Here is a 22,739-nt window from a genome sequence, read left to right on the forward strand (position 1 = left end):
CATCCACAGGCTCACAAGCAGCCCATGAAAGTGATGTACCTCACATTAAGCTGTGGTGTTTGGAGCATCAGCCTGTCCGGTCTCCGGCACAACGCCATTGACCAGCGTCCCCAAATGCTCCAAGTGTTTCCCGCGCTTTTCGGGCACCAGCATCAACAGTTCATCGCCTGATTCGAACACGTCGTCAGGTTGTGGATTCACAGGAATCTGGTCGCGCAGTAACGCCGCCAGGACCGTTCCTGCAGGGAAGTCAACCTGACCGATTCGCTCGCCCACCAGGGGCGAATCCTCCGGAAGGACAATCGCATACATTGCAACATTGGCCTTGTTGAACGTAAACAGCGGGATGGGAGCGCCCTCGGAAACAGCTTCCTCAACCAGGGCGGTCATGATGCGCGGCGTGGACACCGGCACGTCAACACCCCACGCCTCGTTGAAGAGCCATTCATTGCGCGGGTGATTAATACGGGCCACCACGCGCGGCACGCCGAACTCGGTCTTCGCGAGCAGGGAGATCACCAGGTTCGCCTTGTCGTCGCCCGTTGCGGCAACCAGGACATCGGTTTCTCGCACTCCCGCGTCGGCGAGGACGTCCGGTGAGCACGCATCGGCCAGCACCCAGTCCGCATCAGCCACAGTTGCCACACGCATCTGGTCAGGATTGTTGTCGATCAGGGTGACCTCGTGGCCATGATCCAGAAGTTCGAGGGCGACGAAGCGTCCCACTGAGCCAGCACCGGCAATCACGATTTTCATCTAGTTCTCCAATCTCGGTGCAGAGGTGAGCACATTGCGCAGCGCAAGCGAATCTGTGCCTGACACGGCGAAAATCAGCTCATCATGTTCCTGAACGACGAGGTCGTTGCGCGCAGGCTGGATCACGCCCAACCGAGACACAAAGGCGAGTCGCTCGCCGGTCAGTTCCTCAACGACTGGCAGCGGAACGGAGGTCCACGACGGGTCTGGGATAACGTTCACGAGCGACACCAAGCCGGTCGAGTGCGTCCAGGTCACGTGCGCATTTGGCGGCATCATCCAGCGCAGAACAGCCTCGGACGTGCGGCGAACCGCTGCTACCGTGGGGATGCCTAAGCGCTCATACACCGCGGCTCGCGAGGGGTCGTAGATGCGTGCGACCACGCGCTCAACATGGAAAGTCGTGCGAGCTACTCGGGCCGCAATGATGTTTGAATTGTCGCCATTGGAGACCGCGGCGAAAGCGTACGCATCCTTGATGCCCGCCTGACGCAGAGCATCGCGATCCATGCCGACGCCTGTCACACGCCGACCGGAAAAGTCGGATGACAGGCGTCTGAAAGCCTGAGCGTTCATATCAATGACGGCAACTGAATGGCCCTGTTCATCAAGTGTCGAGGCGATCGACGCGCCGACCCGGCCACATCCCATAATTACGAAATGCACAGGTTCAAAGGTACTCGGTTTTCCTGTCGAAAGGGTAGTAGGCTAGACCATCGTGTTGGAGGCTTTTTCTCGCGCCAAGCGCGTACTGATTGGGCGACCCATGCGTTCAGACGCCATGGGGCACCAGTTATTGCCCAAACGGATCGCATTGCCGATCTTCGCATCTGATGCGCTTTCATCCGTCGCTTACGCGCCAGATGAAGTTCTGCTTACCCTGGCAATCGCCGGAGGAGTTGCAGTAACCCAATCCGTGTGGGTGGGGCTGGCAGTGGCGGTAGTGCTGCTGGTCGTCGTGCTGTCCTACCGCCAGACCGTACACGCCTACCCGTCAGGCGGCGGAGACTATGAAGTCGTGACCAAGAACCTCGGACCGTCGTGGGGACTGGTCGTCGCATCTGCGTTGCTGGTGGACTACGTGCTGACGGTGGCGGTGTCGATCTCCTCAGGGGCGCGCTACGTGACCGCCGCAATCCCACAGCTGGCAGGCCAGGAAGTGCCGATCGCAGTGGCCGTTGTCATCGTGCTGTGCCTGTTGAATCTGCGCGGTATGCGCGAGGCAGGTTCAGCTTTCGCTATTCCGACATACATTTACATGGCTTCAATTGGTATTCTCATCGCGGTCGGCATGGTCAAACTGGTCACAGGCCACCTCGGTCAGGCACCCTCGGCAATGTATGACCTTGTCCCGCAGGCCTCTCACGTATCGGGCCTGGTCGGACTGGGCGGAGCGCTGCTGGTGATGCGCGCATTTTCCTCGGGCTGCGCAGCGCTGACCGGAGTCGAAGCGATCTCCAACGGCGTGCCCTCATTCCAGCGCCCCAAGTCCCGTAACGCGGCGACAACTCTCGCGATGCTCGGCGGGATCGCTGCCACCATGCTGATTTCAATTCTCGTATTGGCGAGGGCGACCGGCGTGAGAATCGTGGAGGATCCGGCCACACAACTGAGTCTGAACGGGGCGCCAGCAGGCGATGTCAGGCTCGACCCGGTGATCGGCCAGTTGTCTTCAGCAGTATTCGGACACGGATCGATCCTGTTTTACCTGATCACGATTGTGACCGGATTGATTTTGGTGCTGGCAGCCAACACGGCGTTTAACGGTTTTCCAACCTTGGCCTCGGTACTGTCACGCGACTCGTTCCTGCCGCGTCAGCTGTACCGCCGTGGAGACCGGCTGACATTCTCAAATGGCATCGTTGCCTTGTCGGCCGCAGCAATCGTCCTGATCATCGCGTTTGATGCGCAGGTTACCCACCTGATCCAGCTCTACATCGTCGGCGTGTTCATCTCTTTCACGCTCAGCCAGGTGGGCATGATCCGCCACTGGAATGCGAAACTGCGCAATCCTCAGCGCGCCGACTCGCGGGCCTCCCTGCTGCGCTCGCGGCTAGTCAACATGATCGGATTCGTGCTGACGGGAACGGTGCTGATCGTCGTACTCGTGACGAAATTTACCCGCGGTGCGTGGATCACATTGCTGCTAATGGGGCTGGTGTTCCTGACTCAACGTGCCATTCGCCATCACTACGACACCGTTGCGACGCAGCTGCGCGTGGAGGACTACTCGACTCGGCGCGCACTTCCGTCGCGCGTGCACGCATTAGTGCTGGTGTCGTCAATGAGCAGAGTGACGATGCGGGCAATTGCCACTGCCCGCGCGACGGCGCCCTCGTCACTGCAACTGGTGAGTGTGGTTGCCGACCAAGCTGAAGAAGAACGGATCATCCGGCAGTGGCGGGCCTCCGGCCTGCCGATCCCGCTGACGATTCTGTCAGCACCTTACCGGGATATCACGCAGGTCATCGTCCAGCACGTGCGTTCCCAGCGACGCCGGTCACCTCGCGAAATGGTGGTTGTGTACGTGCCGCAGTTCCTCGTGTCGCACTGGTGGGAAAATGTGCTGCACAATCAGACGGCACTGAGGTTGCGTCAGGCACTGCTGCGGATTCCGGGCGTAGTCCTCACTCTTGTACCATGGAAACTTGGGGAAGACAGCCAGGTGGAGGGTGAGCAGCCCATCAAACGCCAGCTGATTAACGACCCGTTCCGTTCACGTCAGAAAGGTCCTCATGACTCCGCCTCGTAATCGCGAAGAATTGACGCTCACGCTGGGAGAACCTGCACACGGTGGAGCATGCGTCGCCCGAGACGACGACGGTCGCGTCGTTTTCGTGCGACATGGGCTGCCCGGTGAGAAAGTCGTGGCACGTGTGAGTGCCACCCGCAAGCGCCTTGCATGGGCCAATGTAATCGAGGTGCTCGAGGCAAGCCCTGACCGTGTCGAGCCGGCATGGCCGCAGGCTGCTCGCGAAAAGATCGGTGGAGCCGAACTGTGCCATGTGCGTCCCGCAGCCCAGCGCACCTGGAAGGAAGACGTGCTGCGTGGACAGATCCGGCGCGTCGGGGGAGAGGGCCTGGCACAAGCCGTCGACTCGATCGGAGGCGTCCACGTGCAGGCGTGCCCGGGCGATGAGGATCCGGACGACTTACTGCTGCACAGGCGAACACGCATCGAGCTGGTGGCTGACAAGGACGGTAGGCTGGGCATGTCGCGCTACCGGTCGAACCAGGTCGTTGCATTAGAGTCAATGCCGCTGGCCGTAGACGCACTATGCGAGATCGGCCTGTTTGACGGGAACGATTCACGGTGGCTGACCGCGTGGGGGCCGCGTGATCGTGTGCGAGCAGTCGCCTCAACGGGCGGTGACATCGCCGTGGTGACGCCGTCGGGAACGTACGACGGGCAGGGCAAGCCACTGGACCGCGAAAAGTTGCGGTGGGTCGTGGAGCCCGATCCCGAACCGTTCAACGTCCGTCCCTCGGGCTTCTGGCAGACGCATGTACGCGGTGCGCAGGTCCTGTCCGATGCTGTACGCCGTCTGGCTGGCCAGGGCAGTGCGGCAATGGAACTGTATTCGGGGGCCGGATTATTCACACGCTCGCTTGCGGGCGCGTTCGGACGCGTCGTGTCGCTCGAGGGTGACGACGGTGCCGTGGAAGATGCCGCGCTGAACCTCGGGGGAGCGGCACATGTTGAAACGTTCATCGGGGATGTTGATCATCAGGGGATCCTCGATCTGTCCAACGAGCTGCAGTCACATGCCGATGTCGTGGTGATGGATCCGCCACGCTCGGGTGCGGGCGACGAGGTATGCCAGACGGTAGCCGCGCTTGGTTCGGAGCGAATTGTGCTCGTTTCATGCGATCCGGCGGCAGGTGCCCGTGACCTGCGGACTTTGACGGAGGGCGGATACCGCCTGACCTCCCTCGAAGAGTGGGACTTATTTCCGCACACTCACCATGTCGAATTTATCGCCGCGCTGGAGAAGGACTGAGTTTCTCGGCCCGGTGGCCGCAGACGGGTTTTTCGCGCGACACTGCGATTTCCTGCGTGCTCTGCGCGTGATTTTCGTGTTCTCCTTGCAGCGTCCCCGCCCTCTGATATCTTGATATCGAGACATTAGGGGGATCACATGGCTTTGCAAGGCAGTTTCGATGCACGCTCCACGCTCACAGTGGATGATTCGACGTACACCATCTACCGCCTCGATGCGGTGGACGGATTTGACCGGCTTCCATACTCACTGAAGATCCTGGCTGAAAACCTTCTGCGCAACGAAGACGCTGTCAACATCACCGCCGACCAGATCAACGCGCTGGCTAGCTGGGACCCGAAAGCACAACCCAGCACCGAAATCCAATTCACCCCTGCGCGCGTTGTCATGCAGGACTTCACCGGCGTTCCCTGCGTCGTCGACCTGGCCACCATGCGTGAAGCAGTGGAGGACCTGGGCGGCGACCCCTCGAAAATCAATCCGCTGGCGCCAGCGGAAATGGTTATTGACCACTCCGTGCAGATCGACGTGTACGGCACGCCGGAGGCGTTCGAAGCCAACCAGGACAAGGAATACGAACGTAACCGTGAGCGCTACCAGTTCCTGCGCTGGGGACAGGGAGCCTTTGAAAACTTCCGCGTCGTCCCACCGGGCACCGGTATCGTCCACCAGGTCAACATCGAATACCTCGCGCGCACCGTGTTCACACGCCAGGACGGCGAAGACACGCTCGCCTACCCGGATACCTGCGTCGGCACCGATTCCCACACCACGATGGTCAACGGTCTGGGCGTACTCGGCTGGGGTGTCGGTGGTATTGAAGCCGAGGCAGCCATGCTCGGCCAGCCAGTTTCCATGCTGATCCCGCGCGTCGTCGGTTTCAAACTCTCCGGCGAGATCCCCTCCGGCGCGACCGCGACGGACGTCGTCCTCACCATCACGCAGATGCTGCGTGAACACGGCGTGGTCGGCAAGTTCGTTGAATTCTACGGCCAGGGTGTCTCCGCTGTGCCGTTGGCAAACCGAGCCACCATCGGCAACATGTCGCCCGAATTCGGCTCAACCGCCGCGATCTTCCCGATCGATGACGTCACCGTTGACTACTTGCGGCTGACTGGACGCAGTGAAGAAACGCTCAAACTGGTCGAAGCGTACGCCAAGGAACAGGGGCTGTGGCACGACCCCTCGCGCGAGGCAGAATACTCCGAGTACCTGGAACTCGACCTGTCCACAGTGGTGCCTTCCATTGCCGGCCCGAAGCGTCCGCAGGACCGCATCGAACTGAGCGCCGCCAAGGAATCATTCCGCGCCACGCTGCCGAACTATGTCAGCGAACACGAACAGCACTCCGCTTCAGAACTCGATGAGGCACTGGCTTCCACCTTCCCTGCATCAGATCCGGTCGATCCGAACGCCCTCGACCATGAGGACGATGACGAACCGCGTATCGCTTCGACAATCGACGACCGACCGCACCACATCGTGGATGTCACGTTGGCGGACGGGACGGAAACGAAACTGGATCACGGTGACGTGGCGATCGCCTCAATCACTTCATGTACCAACACGTCCAACCCGGCGGTCATGATCGCGGCCGGTCTGCTGGCACGCAACGCAGTCAAGCGTGGACTGCAGTCCAAGCCGTGGGTGAAAACCTCACTGGCCCCTGGTTCACAGGTCGTCACAGGGTACTTCGAAAAGGCCGGACTGTGGGAGGACCTCAACGCACTCGGGTTCAACCTGGTGGGCTATGGGTGCACCACGTGTATCGGCAACTCCGGCCCGCTGCCGGACGAAATCAGCAAGGCCGTCAATGACAATGACCTGGCTGTTGTGTCCGTGCTGTCGGGTAATCGCAACTTCGAAGGTCGCATCAATCCCGACGTTAAGATGAACTACCTGGCATCCCCGCCGCTGGTCATCGCCTACGCGCTGGCCGGTACGATGGATTTCGATTTTGAGACTGAAGCGCTGGGGCAGGACCAGGACGGCAAGGACGTGTTCCTGCGTGACATCTGGCCTGATGCGGCAGAGGTGGATGACACAATCAACTCGTGTATCGACCGCTCCCTGTTCGAGCAGGACTATGCGGACGTGTTTGCTGGTGACCACCGCTGGCAGGGTCTCGATACTCCCGAGGGTGACACGTTTGAATGGGACGAAGATTCCACCTACGTGCGCAAACCACCGTACTTTGACGGAATGACTATGGAGACCGCTCCGGTTGAGGATATTCACGGTGCGCGAGTGCTGCTCAAGCTAGGCGATTCGGTGACAACGGATCACATTTCGCCGGCAGGCTCCTTCAAGCCGGATACGCCGGCAGGCAAGTACCTGATTGAGCGAGGAGTGGAACGCTCGCAGTTCAACTCCTACGGGTCGCGTCGCGGTAATCACGAAGTCATGATCCGAGGCACATTCGCAAATATTCGTATCCGAAACGAAATGGTGCCCGGCGTGGAGGGCGGATTCACCCGCGACTTCACGAAGGACGATGCGCCGACCGTGCCGGTATTTGATGCGGCGATGAGCTACAGCGAAGCAGGTGTGCCACTGGTGGTTCTGGGCGGAAAGGAATACGGATCAGGCTCCTCACGTGACTGGGCAGCCAAGGGAACAGTGCTGCTGGGCGTACGCGCGGTGATCACCGAATCATTCGAACGCATCCACCGTTCGAACCTGATCGGCATGGGCGTGCTGCCGTTGCAGTTCCCTGAGGGCGAAGATCGTAATTCCCTGGGTCTGGACGGCACGGAAGTAGTCGATATCACCGGCATTGACGCGCTCAATGATGGGTCGATCCCGAAGACAGTGCATGTCAGTGCCACCCGCGAGGGTGCGGACCCCATCGAGTTCGATGCGGTCGTGCGGATTGACACGCCTGGAGAGGCTGCCTACTACCGTAATGGCGGCATTCTGCAGTATGTGTTGCGTCAGCTTGCCCAGCAGTAGAGGCTTCTACTGTCCGGGCGGATACCGGTGAGACAGTGCGACGATCGTGGCGCCAAGCTCCGAATCGAGCGGCCACGAGCGCGCACACTCACGGGCCGCATCGCGCAGGAGAATATGCGCCTGGTCCGGGTCGGTGCCCACGCACACTGAAGCCTGAGTGAGAAGCTCACGCACCTTCGGGTCGTGAGCGGCTTCACGGGCAACGACTTGCAATGCGTGCGCCGTCAACGGATTGACCGGCCGATGTCGGGTGGGGTGCAGCAGGGGAATGCGGCCATTGCGGATACGGCGCTCCAGTTCGCGCATGTATGCGACGAATGTTTCATCCATCATGCCGGTTGCATGCCACGTGATGCGCCGACCATGCACATCCGTCACAGTGACACAGGTTGAAGTCTGTGCCGGGCGGATTGAAATCGTCACGATGTCAAGCAGCTCAACTGTGCGCGTGCCGCGCACGGATCGCACAGCGAGGTAATCGGGCGTCAGATAGAGCCTGCGCGGAACTTCAACGATGAGCAGAGCCAGCCCCAGCACGCTCAACCCCAGCGCCACAGCGATGATCGCGACGCGTGACTGAGTGGTGAGTTCCCGCCACAGAGCCCACGCACCAATCAGCACCATCGCGCCGTAGCACGCGATCAGTTCCAGCGGCGCGTACAGGGTGAGTGGAAGCGTGGTTGCACGCAGACGTGCCACATGATGACGCCAGAGTGCAGCACAGATACACGCGATGAGGAACGCGATCGGTATCACAATGGCCCACGCTGGCATAGGAGCAGTCTACCCGCTAGCTACGACGACGAGGATGACGCTCACGCCACCGCGAACCGAAAGAGGATTCGATACGTGCGTCGAGCGCTCGCCGTTGATCGCGATACATACGGTCAACCAGGTCGCGCCCGCTGATCCAGCCGACCATGTGGGCGGGCGCACCCTGCCCGTCGTCATGCAAGACGGGAATCCCCTCGACGCCACTGGATGTCAGCACGCGCATGACCGTGGACGGCAGATCCGTGTCAACCACGTGCACATGTCGCAACGGCAGAGCTTCCAACGCGGTGTCATGCTCGACCCCTTCTTCACGCCAGGAGGCAATATCCAGGGCGCTGACAACACCGGACACCACGCCGTCCGCATCGACCACGGGGAGTGCCTGGGCGTGCGCTTCGCGCATTCGGGACACCGCGCGCATGATGGTGTCTGATGGGTTAAGAGTGGCAGGAGCTGGCTGCATGAGCGCCCCGGCCGGGTTGGCACCCAGCAAAGTGTGGGACACGGGATCATCGAGGATATCGCCACGCCTGCGCAGCTTTTCCGTGTAGATCGTGGAGCGTGTCAGGAACCGTGAGCATCCTGTTGCGATCACGACAGCCAGCATCATGGGAAGAATCAGCGAGTACTGGTCCGTCATCTCCACGATGATCAGAACCGCTGTCATGGGTGCACGCGCAGCCCCAGCAAAGGCAGCACCCATGCCGATTACTCCGAACACCGCTATGGACGAATCAGTGAGCGGATCAATCAGATGTCCGATCGCGCTGCCGACCATTGCACCAATGAACAGCGTCGGAGCGAACACGCCGCCCGAACCGCCCATTCCGATCGTGAAGGACGTGAAAATCATGCGACCCACAGCCAGCGCAAGCAGCGTGGCGATGGGCAGTGCGCCATGAAGAGCCTCGAGCTGGATCGGGTAGCCCGAACCGTACATGGCGGGGAAGAAAAACAGGCCAATGCCCAGCACGACTGACATGAGAGCTGCGCGAGACCACTGCGGAAACGCGATAACTGCCGTGAGACGTTCCCACCCCCAGTCGAGCCAGTCTTCCATCGCATACAACAATTTGGAAAAGGCCAGCCCGCACAGGCCGGCAATCAGGCCGACGAGGGCGGCCCACCCTATGTCAGTCAAGGAAGCCAGGTCCACGCTGTAGTTCAGGTCAACCAGGGGCGCTGACCCCTGAAGTGCGCGGGCAACGATCGATGCCATGACAGACGATATGACGACGTAGCCGAATGTCTCTGCGGTAAAGCGCACCAAAATCACTTCGAGCGCAAAGATCGCACCAGCCAGCGGAGCATGGAATGTGGCGGCAATACCGCCGGCAGCACCGCAGGACGCGAGCACCACGACGCGTGTGGTGGGAAGACGCACCCACGATGCGATCGTGGACCCCAGGGACGCACCGACCTGAACGATCGGGCCTTCACGGCCAGCCGACCCGCCGCCACCGATTGTCAGGGCGGAGGAGACCAACTTGACCACCGCGACGCGGCCAGGAATCTTGCCGCCCCTTCGGCGCACCGCCAGCATGACCTCAGGGATGCCGTGTCCTTTGGCCGTGGGGGCCCATCGCCAGATCATCGGCCCATACATGAGTGCTGACACGACGGGGACGGCAATGATCAGGATGTGTGTCCACGCCGGCCACCCGTGGGGTGCTCCGCCTGTTACCGAATAGTCCGCAGCGCCGGTGGTGGCGCGCATCCACACGGCGATCAGCCAGTTGAAGATGACGGCTGCCAGTCCCACCACTGCGCCGACAATGCCGGCTACTACCGCGAACGCTGAACGGTGATCAGTGACGATTGCACTGATCGCTCCACGCACGCGGCTCATAGAGTGGTGACGCTGATCTCAGCCGCACCATCAGCGTGAAAACCCCACACTGTCGCGTAGAAACCCAGCTCACTCGCCCAGGCCTTCGCAATGCTGGCAGCAGTACGCAGCGAGTGCCCTTCGCCATCGAATTCGACGAGGGCGACCGGTCGATCCAGTTCGCGAAGCGCATCGTAAATGCTGCGTGACTGTGAAGGCAGCACGATCGTGTCCTCTGTGCCCTGCAAAAGCAGGAGCGGTGCGTGAATGTCCTGGACGTGGCAAATCGGAGAGCGCTCCGTCCACACGGGATCGTCCAAGTTGTCCGAGCCCAGAAGCGTGTAGAAGTAGTGGGACTCAAATTTGTGGGTTTCCTGCGCCATGCGATGCAGGTCAGACACACCTGAGGAGGATGTCCCAGCCGTAAACACGTCGGTTGTCGCCAGAGCTGACAGGGCGGTGAAACCGCCGGCGGAATGGCCGCGAATCGCGACTCGTGCGGGATCAACGAGGCCCTGGTCAATCAGGTAGCGCGCCCCGTCAGCACAGTCCATGACATCGATGACGCCCCACTGGCCGTTGAGCGCCTCACGGTATTCGCGTCCTGATCCGGTGGATCCGCGATAATTCACGTCCAGGAATGCGAAGCCGCGAGTCGTCCAGAACTGTCGGGCAATGGACAGGCCGGGGCGAGCTGACGAGGTCGGCCCGCCATGAGCGGACACGATCAGTGGCGGAAGTTCGCCGTCAGGTGCGGTGAAGTCGGGATTGACCGGCGCGTAGTAGAAGCCGTCTGCCTCATTGCCGTCGCTGGTCGTCCAGCGCACGGTCTGTGCAGGTGAAATCATCTCCTCAGCGATCTCAGCTTCCGAGGACGGGCGCAGCACGTGCGCGTGCGAATCGGTGATCTCGACGATGGCTGGCGCGTGCGTAGGGGAGTCGGCCAGGAAAACGACGCGCCCCTCGTCGGAAGCGACGTTACCGATGGGCCACCATCCGGTTTCCCATTCTTCCAGCAGGCCATTGTCCAGTCGCACGCTGCCGACGTGCCACGTGTGATCCTGCGACCAGGAGCAGATCAGGTGCTCATGATCCAGGTTGTCGTACGAGTGCAGGCCCAGTTCCCAGTGGGGGTGTGAGAACGCGCGCTGACCGGGATGCAGGACGCGTGTACGCAGGCGATCCGTCCACGCGTGGGCATCCTCGTCCTCGTGCCATTCGAAGCCTTCAGTGCGGTACAGGTTTGCCCATCCTGAGGAATCATCCACGTGGATCAGGTCGCCGCGCAGAGTCCAGCGAGGCTCATAGACGCAGACACCTTCTCGGTCCACCAGCGTGACGTGGGTATCGATGTCACCCTCGAACGTGAGGGCGCCAACGTGCAGGACGGACTGAGTCCACGGCATGTGCGGGTGGTTCCATGACAGCCACGCCAGCTTCGACCCATCCGGGGAGAGCGTGGGTGCCGAGCAGAAGTCGGTGCCGGAAAAGACGGTGCGAATAGGCTTCGGATCGCGCGCCGCGGAGCCGTCCAGAGGGATCGCCACCATCGTGTTGACCGGTTCACCCTGTCCCGTGTGGTCCTCACATACGGCGTAGACCAGGGAGCGAACCTCGTCAATCTCAAAGTCGCCGTAGCGCTTCTTTTCCATCGGGGTCAGTGCCGTCAGGCCGACGGTGGGTGCGGACATATCGAACAGGTAGACACGGTCATCAAAGCCGTCGGAGAAAACGAGGATGTTCTCGTGGACGGCGTAGGCGCGGCCACCGTAGCCGTGGACACGGGTGCGCACATCGGGTAGGCGCACACCGTCAATCATGGGCAGGAGCTCCATCGTCTGACCCATGCCGTTACGTCGTAATAGAACGTTGCGCCCATTATCTGTAGGATGGCCTTCTACCCAATACGTGTCGGCGCCATCGATGCGTACTTGAGAAAGCGTCACGAATCGAGCCGTGAATGACTCGCCCGTGATCGGGGATTCCCACTGGCCGTACGACTTCACTGAGGGGGACATGTGCAACCTCTGTCAACTCGGATATGCGCGTCTGTCGCGTATATCAATCCTAGCTGGAACCAACGGACTTTGAGAGGACCATTAGACTCGTAACTATGGTTCTTCCAGACAGTGCCGACGAGTTGCCGATTTTGTCGCATATCGACGGGCCTGACGACGTCCAGCATCTGACCACGTCGCAGGCCGTTGACTTGGCTGACGAAATCAGGCGTTACCTCATTGCGTCCGTGTCACGTACGGGCGGGCATATGGGACCCAACCTGGGTGTGGTGGAGCTGACGATTGCGCTGCACCGCATCTTCAACTCACCTACCGACTCAATGATCTTCGACACAGGTCACCAGGCCTACGTCCATAAGCTCCTGACAGGGCGCAAAGACTTTTCACATCTGCGCGAGGCGGGGGGACTGTCCGGATACCCCTCGCGCGCCGAATCAGAGCACGACATCGTGGAAAATTCCCACGCCTCGACAGCGCTGTCGTGGGCTGACGGCATTTCGCGCGAAAAGACACGCACCGGGAATACATCCTGGACAGTGGCAGTCATCGGAGACGGGGCGCTCACCGGCGGTATGGCATGGGAAGCACTGAACAACATCGCTGAGCAACCTCACCGCAACATCGTCATCGTGGTGAACGACAATGGCCGCTCCTATGCTCCTACCATTGGCGGTATGGCGCACCATCTGGATGCGCTGCGCACCTCGGAGCAATATGAGCGCGCCTTGTCATGGACGAAGAAAACACTGCTGGGAATGGGGGAGCCTGGGCGTGCTGCCTTCGAAGCGCTGCACGGACTGAAAGTGGGAATCAAGGACGTGTTGGCGCCACAGGTCATGTTCGAGGATCTGGGGCTGAAGTATCTGGGACCGATCGACGGGCATGACATCGTTGCGATGGAAACCGCGTTGACGCGGGCGCGCAGCCTGCACCAGGCCGTCATTGTCCACGCCATCACGCAGAAGGGGCGCGGATACCGACCGGCGGAAAAAGACATCGCAGACCGCTTCCATGCGGTCGGCAAAATCCACCCGGAAACGGGCCTGCCGATCAAACCCGCGCGCTTTGGGTGGACCAGCGTCTTTGCCGACGAAATCGTGAAGATCGCCCGCGAACGTGAAGATGTTGTCGGCATTACTGCAGCGATGAAACTGCCGGTGGGACTGGGCCCGCTGTCAGATGAATTCCCCGACCGCGTCATCGACGTCGGCATTTCTGAACAGCATGCCGTCACCAGCGCAGCCGGGATGGCCTTCATGGGTGCACACCCCGTTGTCGCGTTGTACGCCACGTTCCTGAACCGCGCGTTCGACCAGGTCCTCATGGACGTGGCGCTGCACCATGCGGGCGTGACCTTCATCCTTGACCGTGCCGGCATCACCGGAGCGGATGGGCCCTCGCACAACGGCATGTGGGATATCGCATTGTTGTCGATCGTGCCGGGACTGCAGATAGCGACCCCTCGTGACGAGGAAACTCTGCGGGCAGCGCTGCGTCGCGCCATTGACATTGCTGATGCTCCCACCGTGGTGCGTTACCCGAAAGGCCCGCTGCCGCAGCCGATCCCTGCGCTGCGCAGCGTCGGCCCGGTCGACATTGTGCACGAGGGAGGCGACGGGGAAACGAAAATCCTGATCGTCGCCCTGGGCGCCATGGTCGCCCAGGCGATTGACGCCTCGAAGCAATTGGCCTCAGATGCGACGGTATGCGTTGCTGCCCCGACGTGGATTCAGCCCGTACCCGATGAACTGGTGGCGATGAGCCGCGACTATGACCTGGTTGTCACCGTGGAAGACGGCGTCGTGCGAGGAGGCTTCGGATGGGCACTGTCGCAGGACACAGATGTGCCGGTGATTCCGATGGGGATTCCCGATGAGTTCCTCGCGCACGACTCGCGCGCTCACATTCAGCACGAGATCGGCCTGGACGCTGCCGGCATCGTGCGTAGCGTGCGCGACTACCTCAAAGCGTCGAACAGACACTGAGATACCAGCTCACGCTGCCAGGCGCGTGCGCCGCCCTCGTCCAATCGCTGATCGAGCGCCTCGGGGGTGAGCGGCTTGAGGGGAGCCCAGCACACGAAACGCTGCACGCGCGGCTCCAGGACAACTTCGGGTGCCAGCCCGAGCTGTTCGGCAACACCGGCGACCGCTTCACGAACCGCGAGCAGACGCTCATGTGCGTGTTCGTCGAGACGCTGCCACAGGCGCGCTTCCGGAATCGTGCCGGCAGGATGTGTAACGCGTTTGGGTGGCAGCTGGTCTTCTGGCATGCGCCTGGCGCGTTCAATCGCATCGAGGAAGTCCGTCGTATATGGACGGGTGATGGGAGAGCGGAAGGAATCCAGTGAGCGCAGCTGGCGACGATTGGTCGGTGGGCGCTGAGCGGCTTTCAGCAGGTCAGAATTGCGGACGACGCGCGTGCGTTCCAGGTCTTTGTCGCGGGCGATCTCTTCACGCGTGAGCCACAGTTCGCGGGCAACGGCCAGCGCTCGACGGGAGCGCAGTTTGCCCAGGCCTTTGATACCGCGCCAGTGATGCGTCTTCGGAGTCGGAGCAGGGGCGTGCAGCACGTGGACGAATTCCTCCTGTGCCCACTCCCAGCGATCCATGTCGTGCAGCGTGATCGAGAGCCGCCGGTACAGTTCTGTCAGAAATTCCACGTCCAGTGCGGCATAGCGCAGCCAGTCGGTGGGCAGCGGTCGCACCGACCAGTCGGATGCCTGATGGTCCTTGGCTAATGAAAATCCCAGTACCTGTTCGCACACGGCTGCCAGACCGAAACGTTGCAATCCGATGAGGCGTGCCGCAACTTCGGTGTCAAACAGGTCAGTGGTGTGCAGGTTCAGGTCACGCAGATTGGTCAGATCCTGGCTGGCGTCGTGCAGGATCCACGTGGCATCCAGTGCCGGTGCCAGGGCTGACAGGTCAGGCAGCGCATGCGTATCAATCAGGTACGTTCCGACATCTTCGCGCCGGATCTGCACTAGGTAGGCGTTCGTCGTATAGCGGAAGCCATGGGCACGTTCCACATCGAGGGCGACCGGCTGGGTGGAGGCTCCCAACTCAGCGGCAACCCCCTCAAGGGCGTCTGTAGTGTCAATGACTGAGGGAACGCCGTCGCGCAAACGGCTGACAGTGGGGGGATCGTCCGTGTTCCCGCGCGGCAGACCGCCGGGATTATCAACGAGCATCCGTATTCAAAACCTCATGTAGAAACTGATCTGACTCAACGCCGGCAACGTGGCACAACAGGGAATTCCAGGCTACAAGGTGTTCGCCCAGATATGGAGTCGACGGAGTCCACGAGGCCCGCAGTTCGACGTACAAGGTGGATCCGCGCAACGTGAGACCCCCGAAAGATTCGGAAACTTCCCGCGTCACGGTGCCGGTCATGTCATGATACCCAGCGCCCGCATCTTCGAGGCAGTCGTGCGCCCAGTTCCACAGGCCTTCACCGATCATAGGGTCGTTGCCCATTTCGGGGTCGATCTGGGCGCGAAGCTGAGCGACAAGGCGGAACTGTCCGTTCCAGCCTGCTTGCGTGTCCGGGTCGAACAGGATGACGAATCGGCCTGATCCCAAGGATTGATCGTGCGCGCGGTGCACGGTTCGCATGGCAAGCGCAGCGGTCCACGGAGCCAGCTTGCTTGGACCGGGCACCTCTTCAATCTCCACATGAGGATTGATCGGTGCGTCACGAAGCGACAATAAAGCTGTGACAAACGCCTCAGGAAGTTGTTCCTCACCCACCCCTTCACACTAAGAGGGCGCAGCGGTGGATTCAGTCAGGCACGCCGACCCATTGCCAGACCCGCACGGCGGCGCTCTTCTGATCAGGGAAGGATGCCAGCAGGGAACCAATATGCCCACCGTTTTCACGCGGCCAATCGTGACTGTCTGCAGCCGGAAGTGCGTCACCGTTCATATCGGCCTCGACCGCGACAGCACCATTGATCATGCGCACAATGTCACCCTCGTGAGTGACGCGTTGACAGACACCGTCACGCACGCCGGGCGCCGTGGCGCGCACATGAATCATCGAACGTGCCCACTCGAGCATGCGTCGGCATCTGCCGTCGCGCGGCTCACTCCAGTCCAGCACGCAATGGTCGACAGTCGTGCGCGAGGTTGGGTCGGGAACGTCTCCGCTCCAACCGTGCTCACTGAATTCTTTTTGACGGCCCTCGCGCACGAGTTGGGCGCGCTCGTCGTCTTCCTGGTCGGCAAAGAATCGGAACGGTGTGCGCGTGCCCCATTCCTCACCCATGAACAGCATGGGGGTAAAGGGGCTGAGCAGGATGATTGCTTCAGAGGCGGCCAGTTGTGCGTCGGAGAGCACCTGGCTGGGGCGGTCGCCTTGAGCGCGGTTGCCAACCTGGTCGTGATCTTGGGAAAAGACGACGAATTTGCGCCGATCCAGAGTGGCAGGAACGGGTGCACCCCAGTTTTGGTGGCGGAACGTCGAGTAGCGACCATCATGGTAGAAGACATTTTCCAGCACGGTTGCCAGCGCGTGCGTATCGGCAAAATCACCGTAGTACCCGTCAATTTCGCCCGTGAGCGCCACGTGCAGGGCGTGGTGGATGTCATCAGCCCACTGAGCGTCCATCCCCATACCGCCCTCACTGGTGGGCATCACCATCGAAGGCTGGTTGAGGTCAGATTCGGCAATGAGCGTCATCGGGCGCCCCTCGTCGTGCGACCACTGGGCCACGCACTCTGATAGTTCTGCCAGCAGGTGTCGATCCGTCTCGTCGTGAATGGCGTGAACCGCATCCAGACGCAGCGCATCGGCATGCATGGTGACCAGCCAATGGCGACACACGTCAATAAGGTAGGCGCGCTGTTCGGGACCGTTCAAGTCCAGCACAGGCCCCCACGGTCCGGTCGCAGTGGGGTGGAAGTACGGTGCGAACATCGACAGGTAGTTGCCCCACACACCGAGGTGGTTGAGGACGACGTCGATGCACACATTCAGGCCGCGTTCATGGGCAGCGTTGACAAATTCGACGAGGGCATCCGGACCGCCGTAGGCTCGGTGAACGGCGAAAAGATCCACGCCGTCATACCCCCATCCGAACTCTCCGCTGAATTGTGCCAGCGGCATGAGCTCAACTGTGGTCACCCCCAGGTCACGCAGGTGGTCGAGGCGTTCGATGGCACTGATCAGGGTGCCTTCAGCAGTGAACGTACCGACGTGGAGTTCATAGATGACGTTGCCCAGGACGGACGTGCCGGGCGATGCGACCCAGTGATGTCGTGAAGGATCCCAACTGCGTGACAGACCATCAACCCCGTAAGGCTGGTAGAAGGATCGCGGATCAGGCAGCGGGTCAGAACCATCGAGGCGGAAACCGTAATCTGTCCCATCGGGCAGATCAGGGCCGTCCCACCAGCCGCCAGCGGCGCGGCTCATGGGGAGCTGCGCGTCGGCCAGAACAAGGTCGACGCTCTGAGCGTCCGGCGCCCACACCCGCGTCACGAGAGTTTCTCCACAACCACGACGTTGTCGTCATTCATCACATCAGCCAGGCTCAAACCGTTGCCGTCAGTGACGTCGAATCGTCGCCCTGACATGATGTCCTGCCATGAGCCGGCTGGAAGGTAGACACGATGATCCCCCCAGCCGCCGATCTGACGCAGTGCCCTGAGCAGTCGCACAGCGATGACACACACGCGTGGGCCGTCCTGGTCGCCGCGTGCATAGGCGATCGCATGTCCGGTGGTTGTTGCCAGTGGTGTATACGTTGCGTGTGCGGATACGAATGCGTCGCGGTGGCGGCTGCGAAGCTTCAGGATTCCGCGGGTCAGGCGCACTTTTCGACCCTCGAGAGTCTGCTCGTCTGAATCCAGCAACCGCCCGAGTCGTTCAAAATCAACCGGACGTCGGTTATCCGGATCAACCAGGGAAGTCGCCAGCCCCTCGGAACCCTGATACACATCAGCCACTCCAGGAACCGTCAATTGCAGGGCTTTCGTCACTTCGATGCAGCAGTTGCGAACCGGCTCCGTCAGCTCATGAAAGCGTGTGAGCAGTTCGGTGATCGAGGAATCAGCGAGTACCTGGCGGGCAAAGTCAAACAGCTCCTCTTCCCGTTCTTCATCAGGATGCGTCCATGTCGTCCACGTTTTCTGTTCCCGCACTGCCTTTTGCAGGTAGTCAGTCAGGCGCTCCTGCGTCATCGGGTCGGACTCACACCACGTGGTCGCGGCAAGTGTCTGCCACAGGAGGTTTTCCGTGCGCCCATCAAGCGTGAGTGGCCGGTATTCGGCGCTGGTCAGACGTAGCTGCTGGACGAGGGAGACCCATTGACTGGGATATGACGTGATGGCGGCCAGTGTGGCTCGCACATCTTCACCACGCTTGGAATCGTGGGTCGTTCCGCATGTCATGGTCGCCGGCCACGACGACTGCAATGCACTTTCGAACGCATGGAACATGTCCAGGTTGATACCGAAATGGGTGGGGTTGCCTCCCACTTCAGTCAGTGCGCACAGGTGGGTCCAACGGTAGAACGCGGTGTCTTCGACACCCTTTGCCATGACCGCACCGCACACTTGCTGGAACCGCACCGGCACTTCGTCGCGGCGCTCATCGGAGGATGCCAGACCTGCCGTGCCGATTTCGTCGCCCAGGATGAGCGCAATGAGCACATCCATCGTGTCCTCAATGCCGTCAAACCCTGAGTCACGCAACTCGCGCAGCGAACGGTCACGCACCTCGGTCATCTCATCGCGCGCCCACTGCGGGGTGGGGGATCCGGGCACCACGTAGATCCGGTAGCGATCCATATTCATCACGAGGGCGCCCAGGCAGCGTTCGAAGGTACGCATCGTGTGGTCACGCAGACGCAGGTCCTGTTGGCAAATTTCCCAGATCAACGAGGCCAGGCGGTGCAGCTCAGCTGCCAGCGAGGTGCGAATGATCTGCCGTTTCGATTCGTGTTCGAGCCGCGCAAAGTCCGCCGGTGAATCTTCGGTCAGCTCCTGCATGATGGCACCCATCGGCATGTTCGCTCGCGGATCGACCTGCAGGGAGTTGATGCGCCATGCGGTGTCATAGCCTGTTGTCCCGGCAACATCCCAATCAGAGGGCAAGTGCTCTTCGCCTTCGAGAATCTTTTCAGCAGCAATCCAGGCGCCGCCGGTGCGTTGGCTCAGACGCTGGAAATAGCCGCGCGGATCAGCCAGGCCATCAGGATGATCCACTCTGAACGCGTCAATGAAGCCTTCGTCGAACAGGTCGAACAGCAGGTGATGAGTCGCCTCGAACACGTCTTCACGCTCGACACGTAAACCTGCCAGCGTGTCCACGTCAAAGAAACGGCGGTAGTTGAGTTCCTCGTCACCGACCATCCAGTGAGCCAGGCGGTAATGCTGGCGCTCCAGCAGAACTTCCAACGGGAGGAACTCGGTTCCCTCCGCCAGGGGGAACACGTGATCGAAGTAGCGCAGGACAGGTTGCTCACCGTATTCCGGCTCAGTTGGAACCACCATTGATTCCACGTGTAGGTCACCGGCGGAGAGCACCTGGCCGATGCGCGCACCCAAAATCGGCATCAAAATGGGCTGATCGGTCGCCACGTCGAACCAGCGTGCGCGCGGTGACTCGGCGCCCCGTTTCAGCACTGACCACATGGCGCGGTTCTGCCACACCGGAGTGGGCACAGCCATGTGATTCGGCACGATATCGACCACGACGTGCAGGCCGAGGGCGTGCGCGGCGCGCGCAAAATCTTCAAACCCTTCACGCCCACCCAGCTCCGCGTTGACATGGGAGTGGTCCACCACGTCGTACCCATGCCGGGAACCCTTGACAGGCTGCAGGATAGGGGAGAGGTAAACATCCGTGGCTCCCAGACGGCGAATATGCTCGAGGACACCACGGGCGTGTTCAAATGTGAAATCCGGAGTGAGCTGGAGTCGATACGTCGACAGTGGAGTGTATCGAGATGACGGGGGAACGTGGGGATGAAGATCAGACATGTCACTGTCCCAACGGATTCAGCAGAATCATCGTGGTGCGGCCGGGCAGCGTGATTGAGTCACCGGACTGGTACTGACTGTGATCATCATCGTCACCCGTGTTGATCACCGTTGTCCAGGTCTTGCCATACGTCTGGTTCGGAATGGTGAATTCAACGGAGTCAGGAGACGCGTTGATCATCAGCAGGAAATCATCATCGGTGATCGTGTTGCCCTCAGGGTCGGGTTCCTGAATGGCGTTACCGTTGTAGAAGACCATCGTGGAGCGAGCCCATGCCTGGTTCCACTCGTCTTCCGTCATGTGAGTGCCGGCAGGGGTGAACCATTCGATCTCGCCCAGCTCCGATTCACCGCCGCGCGTTGCCGGCCCTTTCAGGAAGCGTCGGCGGCGCAGAACGGGGTGATCACGCCGCAGGTGGACGAGGCGCTGAGAGAAAGCGAGCAGTTTGCGCTGCCAGTCCTCCAGATCCCAGTGCATCCATGACAGCTCATTGTCCTGGCAGTACACGTTGTTATTGCCCATCTGCGTGCGTCCGATTTCGTCACCGTGAGCCAGCATGGGCAGACCCTGCGAGCAGAAAAGAGTGGTGAGTAAATTGCGAATCTGGCGCTGGCGGAGCTCCTGAATGCCCGGATCATCCGTCGGACCTTCCGTTCCGCAGTTCCAGGAGCGGTTATTGGACGAGCCGTCATTGTTGTCCTCACCGTTTGCCTCGTTATGTTTGCCGTTATAGGACACGAGGTCACGCATGGTGAAGCCGTCATGAGCGGTGATGAAGTTGACCGAGGCGACAGGGCGCCGTCCTGAATGCTCATAGAGGTCAGCACTGCCAGCCAGACGGGAGGCAAAACTGGACAGGGACGAGAACTCCCCGCGCCAGAAATCGCGCACAGCATCGCGGTATTCACCGTTCCATTCGGACCACAGGGGAGGGAAGCCTCCTACCTGGTAGCCGTTGGAGCCGACATCCCACGGCTCAGCGATGAGTTTGACCTGGCTGATCACCGGATCCTGGTGGATCAGGTCAAAGAAAGTCGAGGCGTGGGAGACCTCGTCAAACTGGCGTGCCAGTGTCGTTGCCAGGTCGAAGCGGAAGCCGTCGACATGCATGTCAGTGACCCAGTAACGCAGCGAATCCATGATGAGCATCAGGACCGAGATCGAGGACATGAGCAGGGAATTGCCTGTGCCGGTGGTGTCGAAGTAATGCCTCAGATCATCGGGAACGAGGCGATAGTACTTCGCGTTATCGAGGCCCTTGAGTGACAGCGTCGGCCCCATGTGGTTACCTTCAGCGGTGTGGTTGTACACCACGTCGAGGATGACTTCGATACCGGCCGCGTGGAGCGTCTTCACCATGTTCTTGAACTCGGTGACCTGCCCGCCGAGCTGACCCGACGATGAATAGGCGTTGTGCGGGGCGAAAAATCCGATGGTGTTGTAACCCCAGTAATTCGACAGGTCACGAGCCTGCAGGGATGGGTCATTGACGAACTGGTGGATCGGCATCAGTTCAATGGACGTGATGCCAAGATCCTGCAGGTGTTTGATGATCGCCGGATGAGCGATCCCTGCGTAGGTGCCGCGCAGCTCTTCTGGCACGTCCGGGTGCAGCATGGTCATGCCGCGTACATGTGCCTCGTAAATGATTGTTTGGGAATACCCGTAGTTCGGGCGACGGTCATCGCCCCAGTCGAAGGACTCGTCGACGACGACGGAGAGCATCGTGTCGTGGACAGAGTCGTCGTGATTCGGTTGCGCTGGGTCGTTGAAGTTGTAGGAAAAGACCGAATTGGAATTGTTGATCTGCCCTTCAATTGCTTTCGCATAAGGGTCGAGCAGGAGTTTGGACGGGTCGCATCGATGTCCCTCGTCTGGCGCGTAGGGACCGTGGATGCGGTAGCCATAGCGCTGTCCGGGCCCTATGCCGGGCAGGTAGGCGTGCCACTGGTCATAATCGACCTCAGTGAGTTCAACTGTGGTTTCGTGACGATCCTCGTCAAGGAGACACAATTCAATGCGGTCCGCGATAGATGAATAAACTGCGAAATTTGTTCCATTGCCGTCATACATTGCGCCCAGCGGGTAGGCATGTCCTGGCCAAATATCCATACTCTTAGATTGCCATGAAACCTCGAAAAGAGTGCACTGAGCGTGGAAAATTGTGAAGCTGGTCGCGAAAATTCCTGCCCGAAGGTGGCGAAAAGTCGCGGAAAATGGCGGAATTTCGACATTTTCTGGTGAGTTTTCGATGCCGGAACGCGCCGTGCCTAAGTCCTCAGGATTTCCCCAACCGGGCCAGAACCTGTTAAGCTTCCCTGCGTCGCTTGATTGACAAGCGCATCGCGGATGTGGCTCAGTTGGTAGAGCATCACCTTGCCAAGGTGAGGGTCGCGGGTTCGAGTCCCGTCATCCGCTCGG

14 protein-coding genes and 1 tRNA gene are annotated in these 22,739 nt (G+C 60.6%); 5 read left to right on the top strand and 10 right to left on the bottom strand.

Features of this window, described 5'->3' with window-relative positions:
* Positions 1–45: 45 nt before the first annotated feature.
* Entirely contained in the window at positions 46–756 is a 711-nt protein-coding gene (locus AC1DA5_RS07820) for a potassium channel family protein (RefSeq protein ID WP_058236574.1), read from the bottom strand.
* Positions 757–1,407, bottom strand: a complete 651-nt coding sequence (locus AC1DA5_RS07825) for a potassium channel family protein (RefSeq protein WP_058236575.1) — start codon at positions 1,405–1,407, stop codon at positions 757–759.
* Between the two features lie 115 nt (positions 1,408–1,522).
* On the opposite strand from AC1DA5_RS07825, the gene AC1DA5_RS07830 reads away from it, so the two are divergent.
* The 3 genes from AC1DA5_RS07830 (at position 1,523) to AC1DA5_RS07840 (ending at position 7,709) form a co-directional block, all read left to right on the top strand.
* Positions 1,523–3,508: an APC family permease gene (locus tag AC1DA5_RS07830; protein ID WP_074026181.1), complete on the top strand. Its 1,986-nt coding sequence runs from the start codon at positions 1,523–1,525 to the stop codon at positions 3,506–3,508.
* Positions 3,492–4,757 (top strand): class I SAM-dependent RNA methyltransferase, encoded by a 1,266-nt coding sequence (locus AC1DA5_RS07835; RefSeq protein ID WP_070726575.1) that lies wholly within the window; start codon positions 3,492–3,494, stop codon positions 4,755–4,757. Before AC1DA5_RS07830 ends, AC1DA5_RS07835 begins: the two co-directional genes overlap by 17 nt.
* A 138-nt stretch (positions 4,758–4,895) precedes the next feature.
* Positions 4,896–7,709 carry an aconitate hydratase gene (locus tag AC1DA5_RS07840; RefSeq protein WP_480289800.1) on the top strand — a complete coding sequence of 938 codons (2,814 nt, stop codon included), beginning with the start codon at positions 4,896–4,898 and terminating at the stop codon, positions 7,707–7,709.
* A gap of 6 nt (positions 7,710–7,715) precedes the next feature.
* Here the strand turns inward: AC1DA5_RS07840 and AC1DA5_RS07845 are convergent, their stop codons facing one another.
* From AC1DA5_RS07845 to AC1DA5_RS07855, 3 genes are all read right to left on the bottom strand, one after another.
* A complete protein-coding gene (locus tag AC1DA5_RS07845; RefSeq protein WP_141757317.1) occupies positions 7,716–8,408 on the bottom strand; it encodes a hypothetical protein in 693 nt (230 codons plus the stop codon).
* A gap of 91 nt (positions 8,409–8,499) precedes the next feature.
* Entirely contained in the window at positions 8,500–10,332 is a 1,833-nt protein-coding gene (locus AC1DA5_RS07850; RefSeq protein WP_070726579.1) for a chloride channel protein, read from the bottom strand.
* Positions 10,329–12,329, bottom strand: coding sequence for an alpha/beta hydrolase family protein (locus AC1DA5_RS07855; RefSeq protein ID WP_070726581.1), 2,001 nt, complete (start codon positions 12,327–12,329; stop codon positions 10,329–10,331). Before AC1DA5_RS07855 ends, AC1DA5_RS07850 begins: the two co-directional genes overlap by 4 nt.
* Before the next feature lie 95 nt (positions 12,330–12,424).
* Here AC1DA5_RS07855 and dxs point away from each other — a divergent pair, with 95 nt between their 5' ends.
* A complete protein-coding gene (gene dxs, locus AC1DA5_RS07860; protein ID WP_070726583.1) occupies positions 12,425–14,314 on the top strand; it encodes a 1-deoxy-D-xylulose-5-phosphate synthase in 1,890 nt (629 codons plus the stop codon).
* On the opposite strand, the gene AC1DA5_RS07865 is transcribed toward dxs, so the two are convergent.
* Genes AC1DA5_RS07865 through glgX form a run of 5 tightly spaced genes read right to left on the bottom strand, consistent with a single transcriptional unit; the run spans position 14,287 to position 22,430 of the window.
* The gene (locus tag AC1DA5_RS07865; RefSeq protein WP_070726584.1) at positions 14,287–15,522 is read right to left on the bottom strand and encodes a ribonuclease D; all 1,236 of its coding nucleotides are present in this window, start codon (positions 15,520–15,522) and stop codon (positions 14,287–14,289) included. The two genes, dxs and AC1DA5_RS07865, sit on opposite strands and share 28 nt — an antisense overlap.
* Positions 15,512–16,081 carry a DUF3000 domain-containing protein gene (locus AC1DA5_RS07870; RefSeq protein WP_058236583.1) on the bottom strand — a complete coding sequence of 190 codons (570 nt, stop codon included), beginning with the start codon at positions 16,079–16,081 and terminating at the stop codon, positions 15,512–15,514. Before AC1DA5_RS07870 ends, AC1DA5_RS07865 begins: the two co-directional genes overlap by 11 nt.
* 31 nt (positions 16,082–16,112) lie before the next feature.
* Positions 16,113–17,813, bottom strand: coding sequence for a malto-oligosyltrehalose trehalohydrolase (gene treZ / locus AC1DA5_RS07875; RefSeq protein WP_070726586.1), 1,701 nt, complete (start codon positions 17,811–17,813; stop codon positions 16,113–16,115).
* Positions 17,810–20,317, bottom strand: coding sequence for a malto-oligosyltrehalose synthase (gene treY, locus AC1DA5_RS07880; protein WP_058236585.1), 2,508 nt, complete (start codon positions 20,315–20,317; stop codon positions 17,810–17,812). The genes treZ and treY overlap by 4 nt, the downstream gene beginning before the upstream one ends.
* A gap of 1 nt (position 20,318) precedes the next feature.
* On the bottom strand, positions 20,319–22,430 hold the full coding sequence (gene glgX, locus AC1DA5_RS07885) for a glycogen debranching protein GlgX (protein ID WP_058236586.1): 2,112 nt from the start codon (positions 22,428–22,430) through the stop codon (positions 20,319–20,321).
* A 233-nt stretch (positions 22,431–22,663) separates the two neighbouring features.
* Between glgX and AC1DA5_RS07890 the strand changes: the two genes are divergently transcribed.
* A tRNA-Gly gene (locus AC1DA5_RS07890) sits at positions 22,664–22,736 on the top strand.
* Positions 22,737–22,739 lie beyond the last annotated feature (3 nt).

The organism is Pauljensenia sp. C0254C2 (assembly GCF_056583835.1).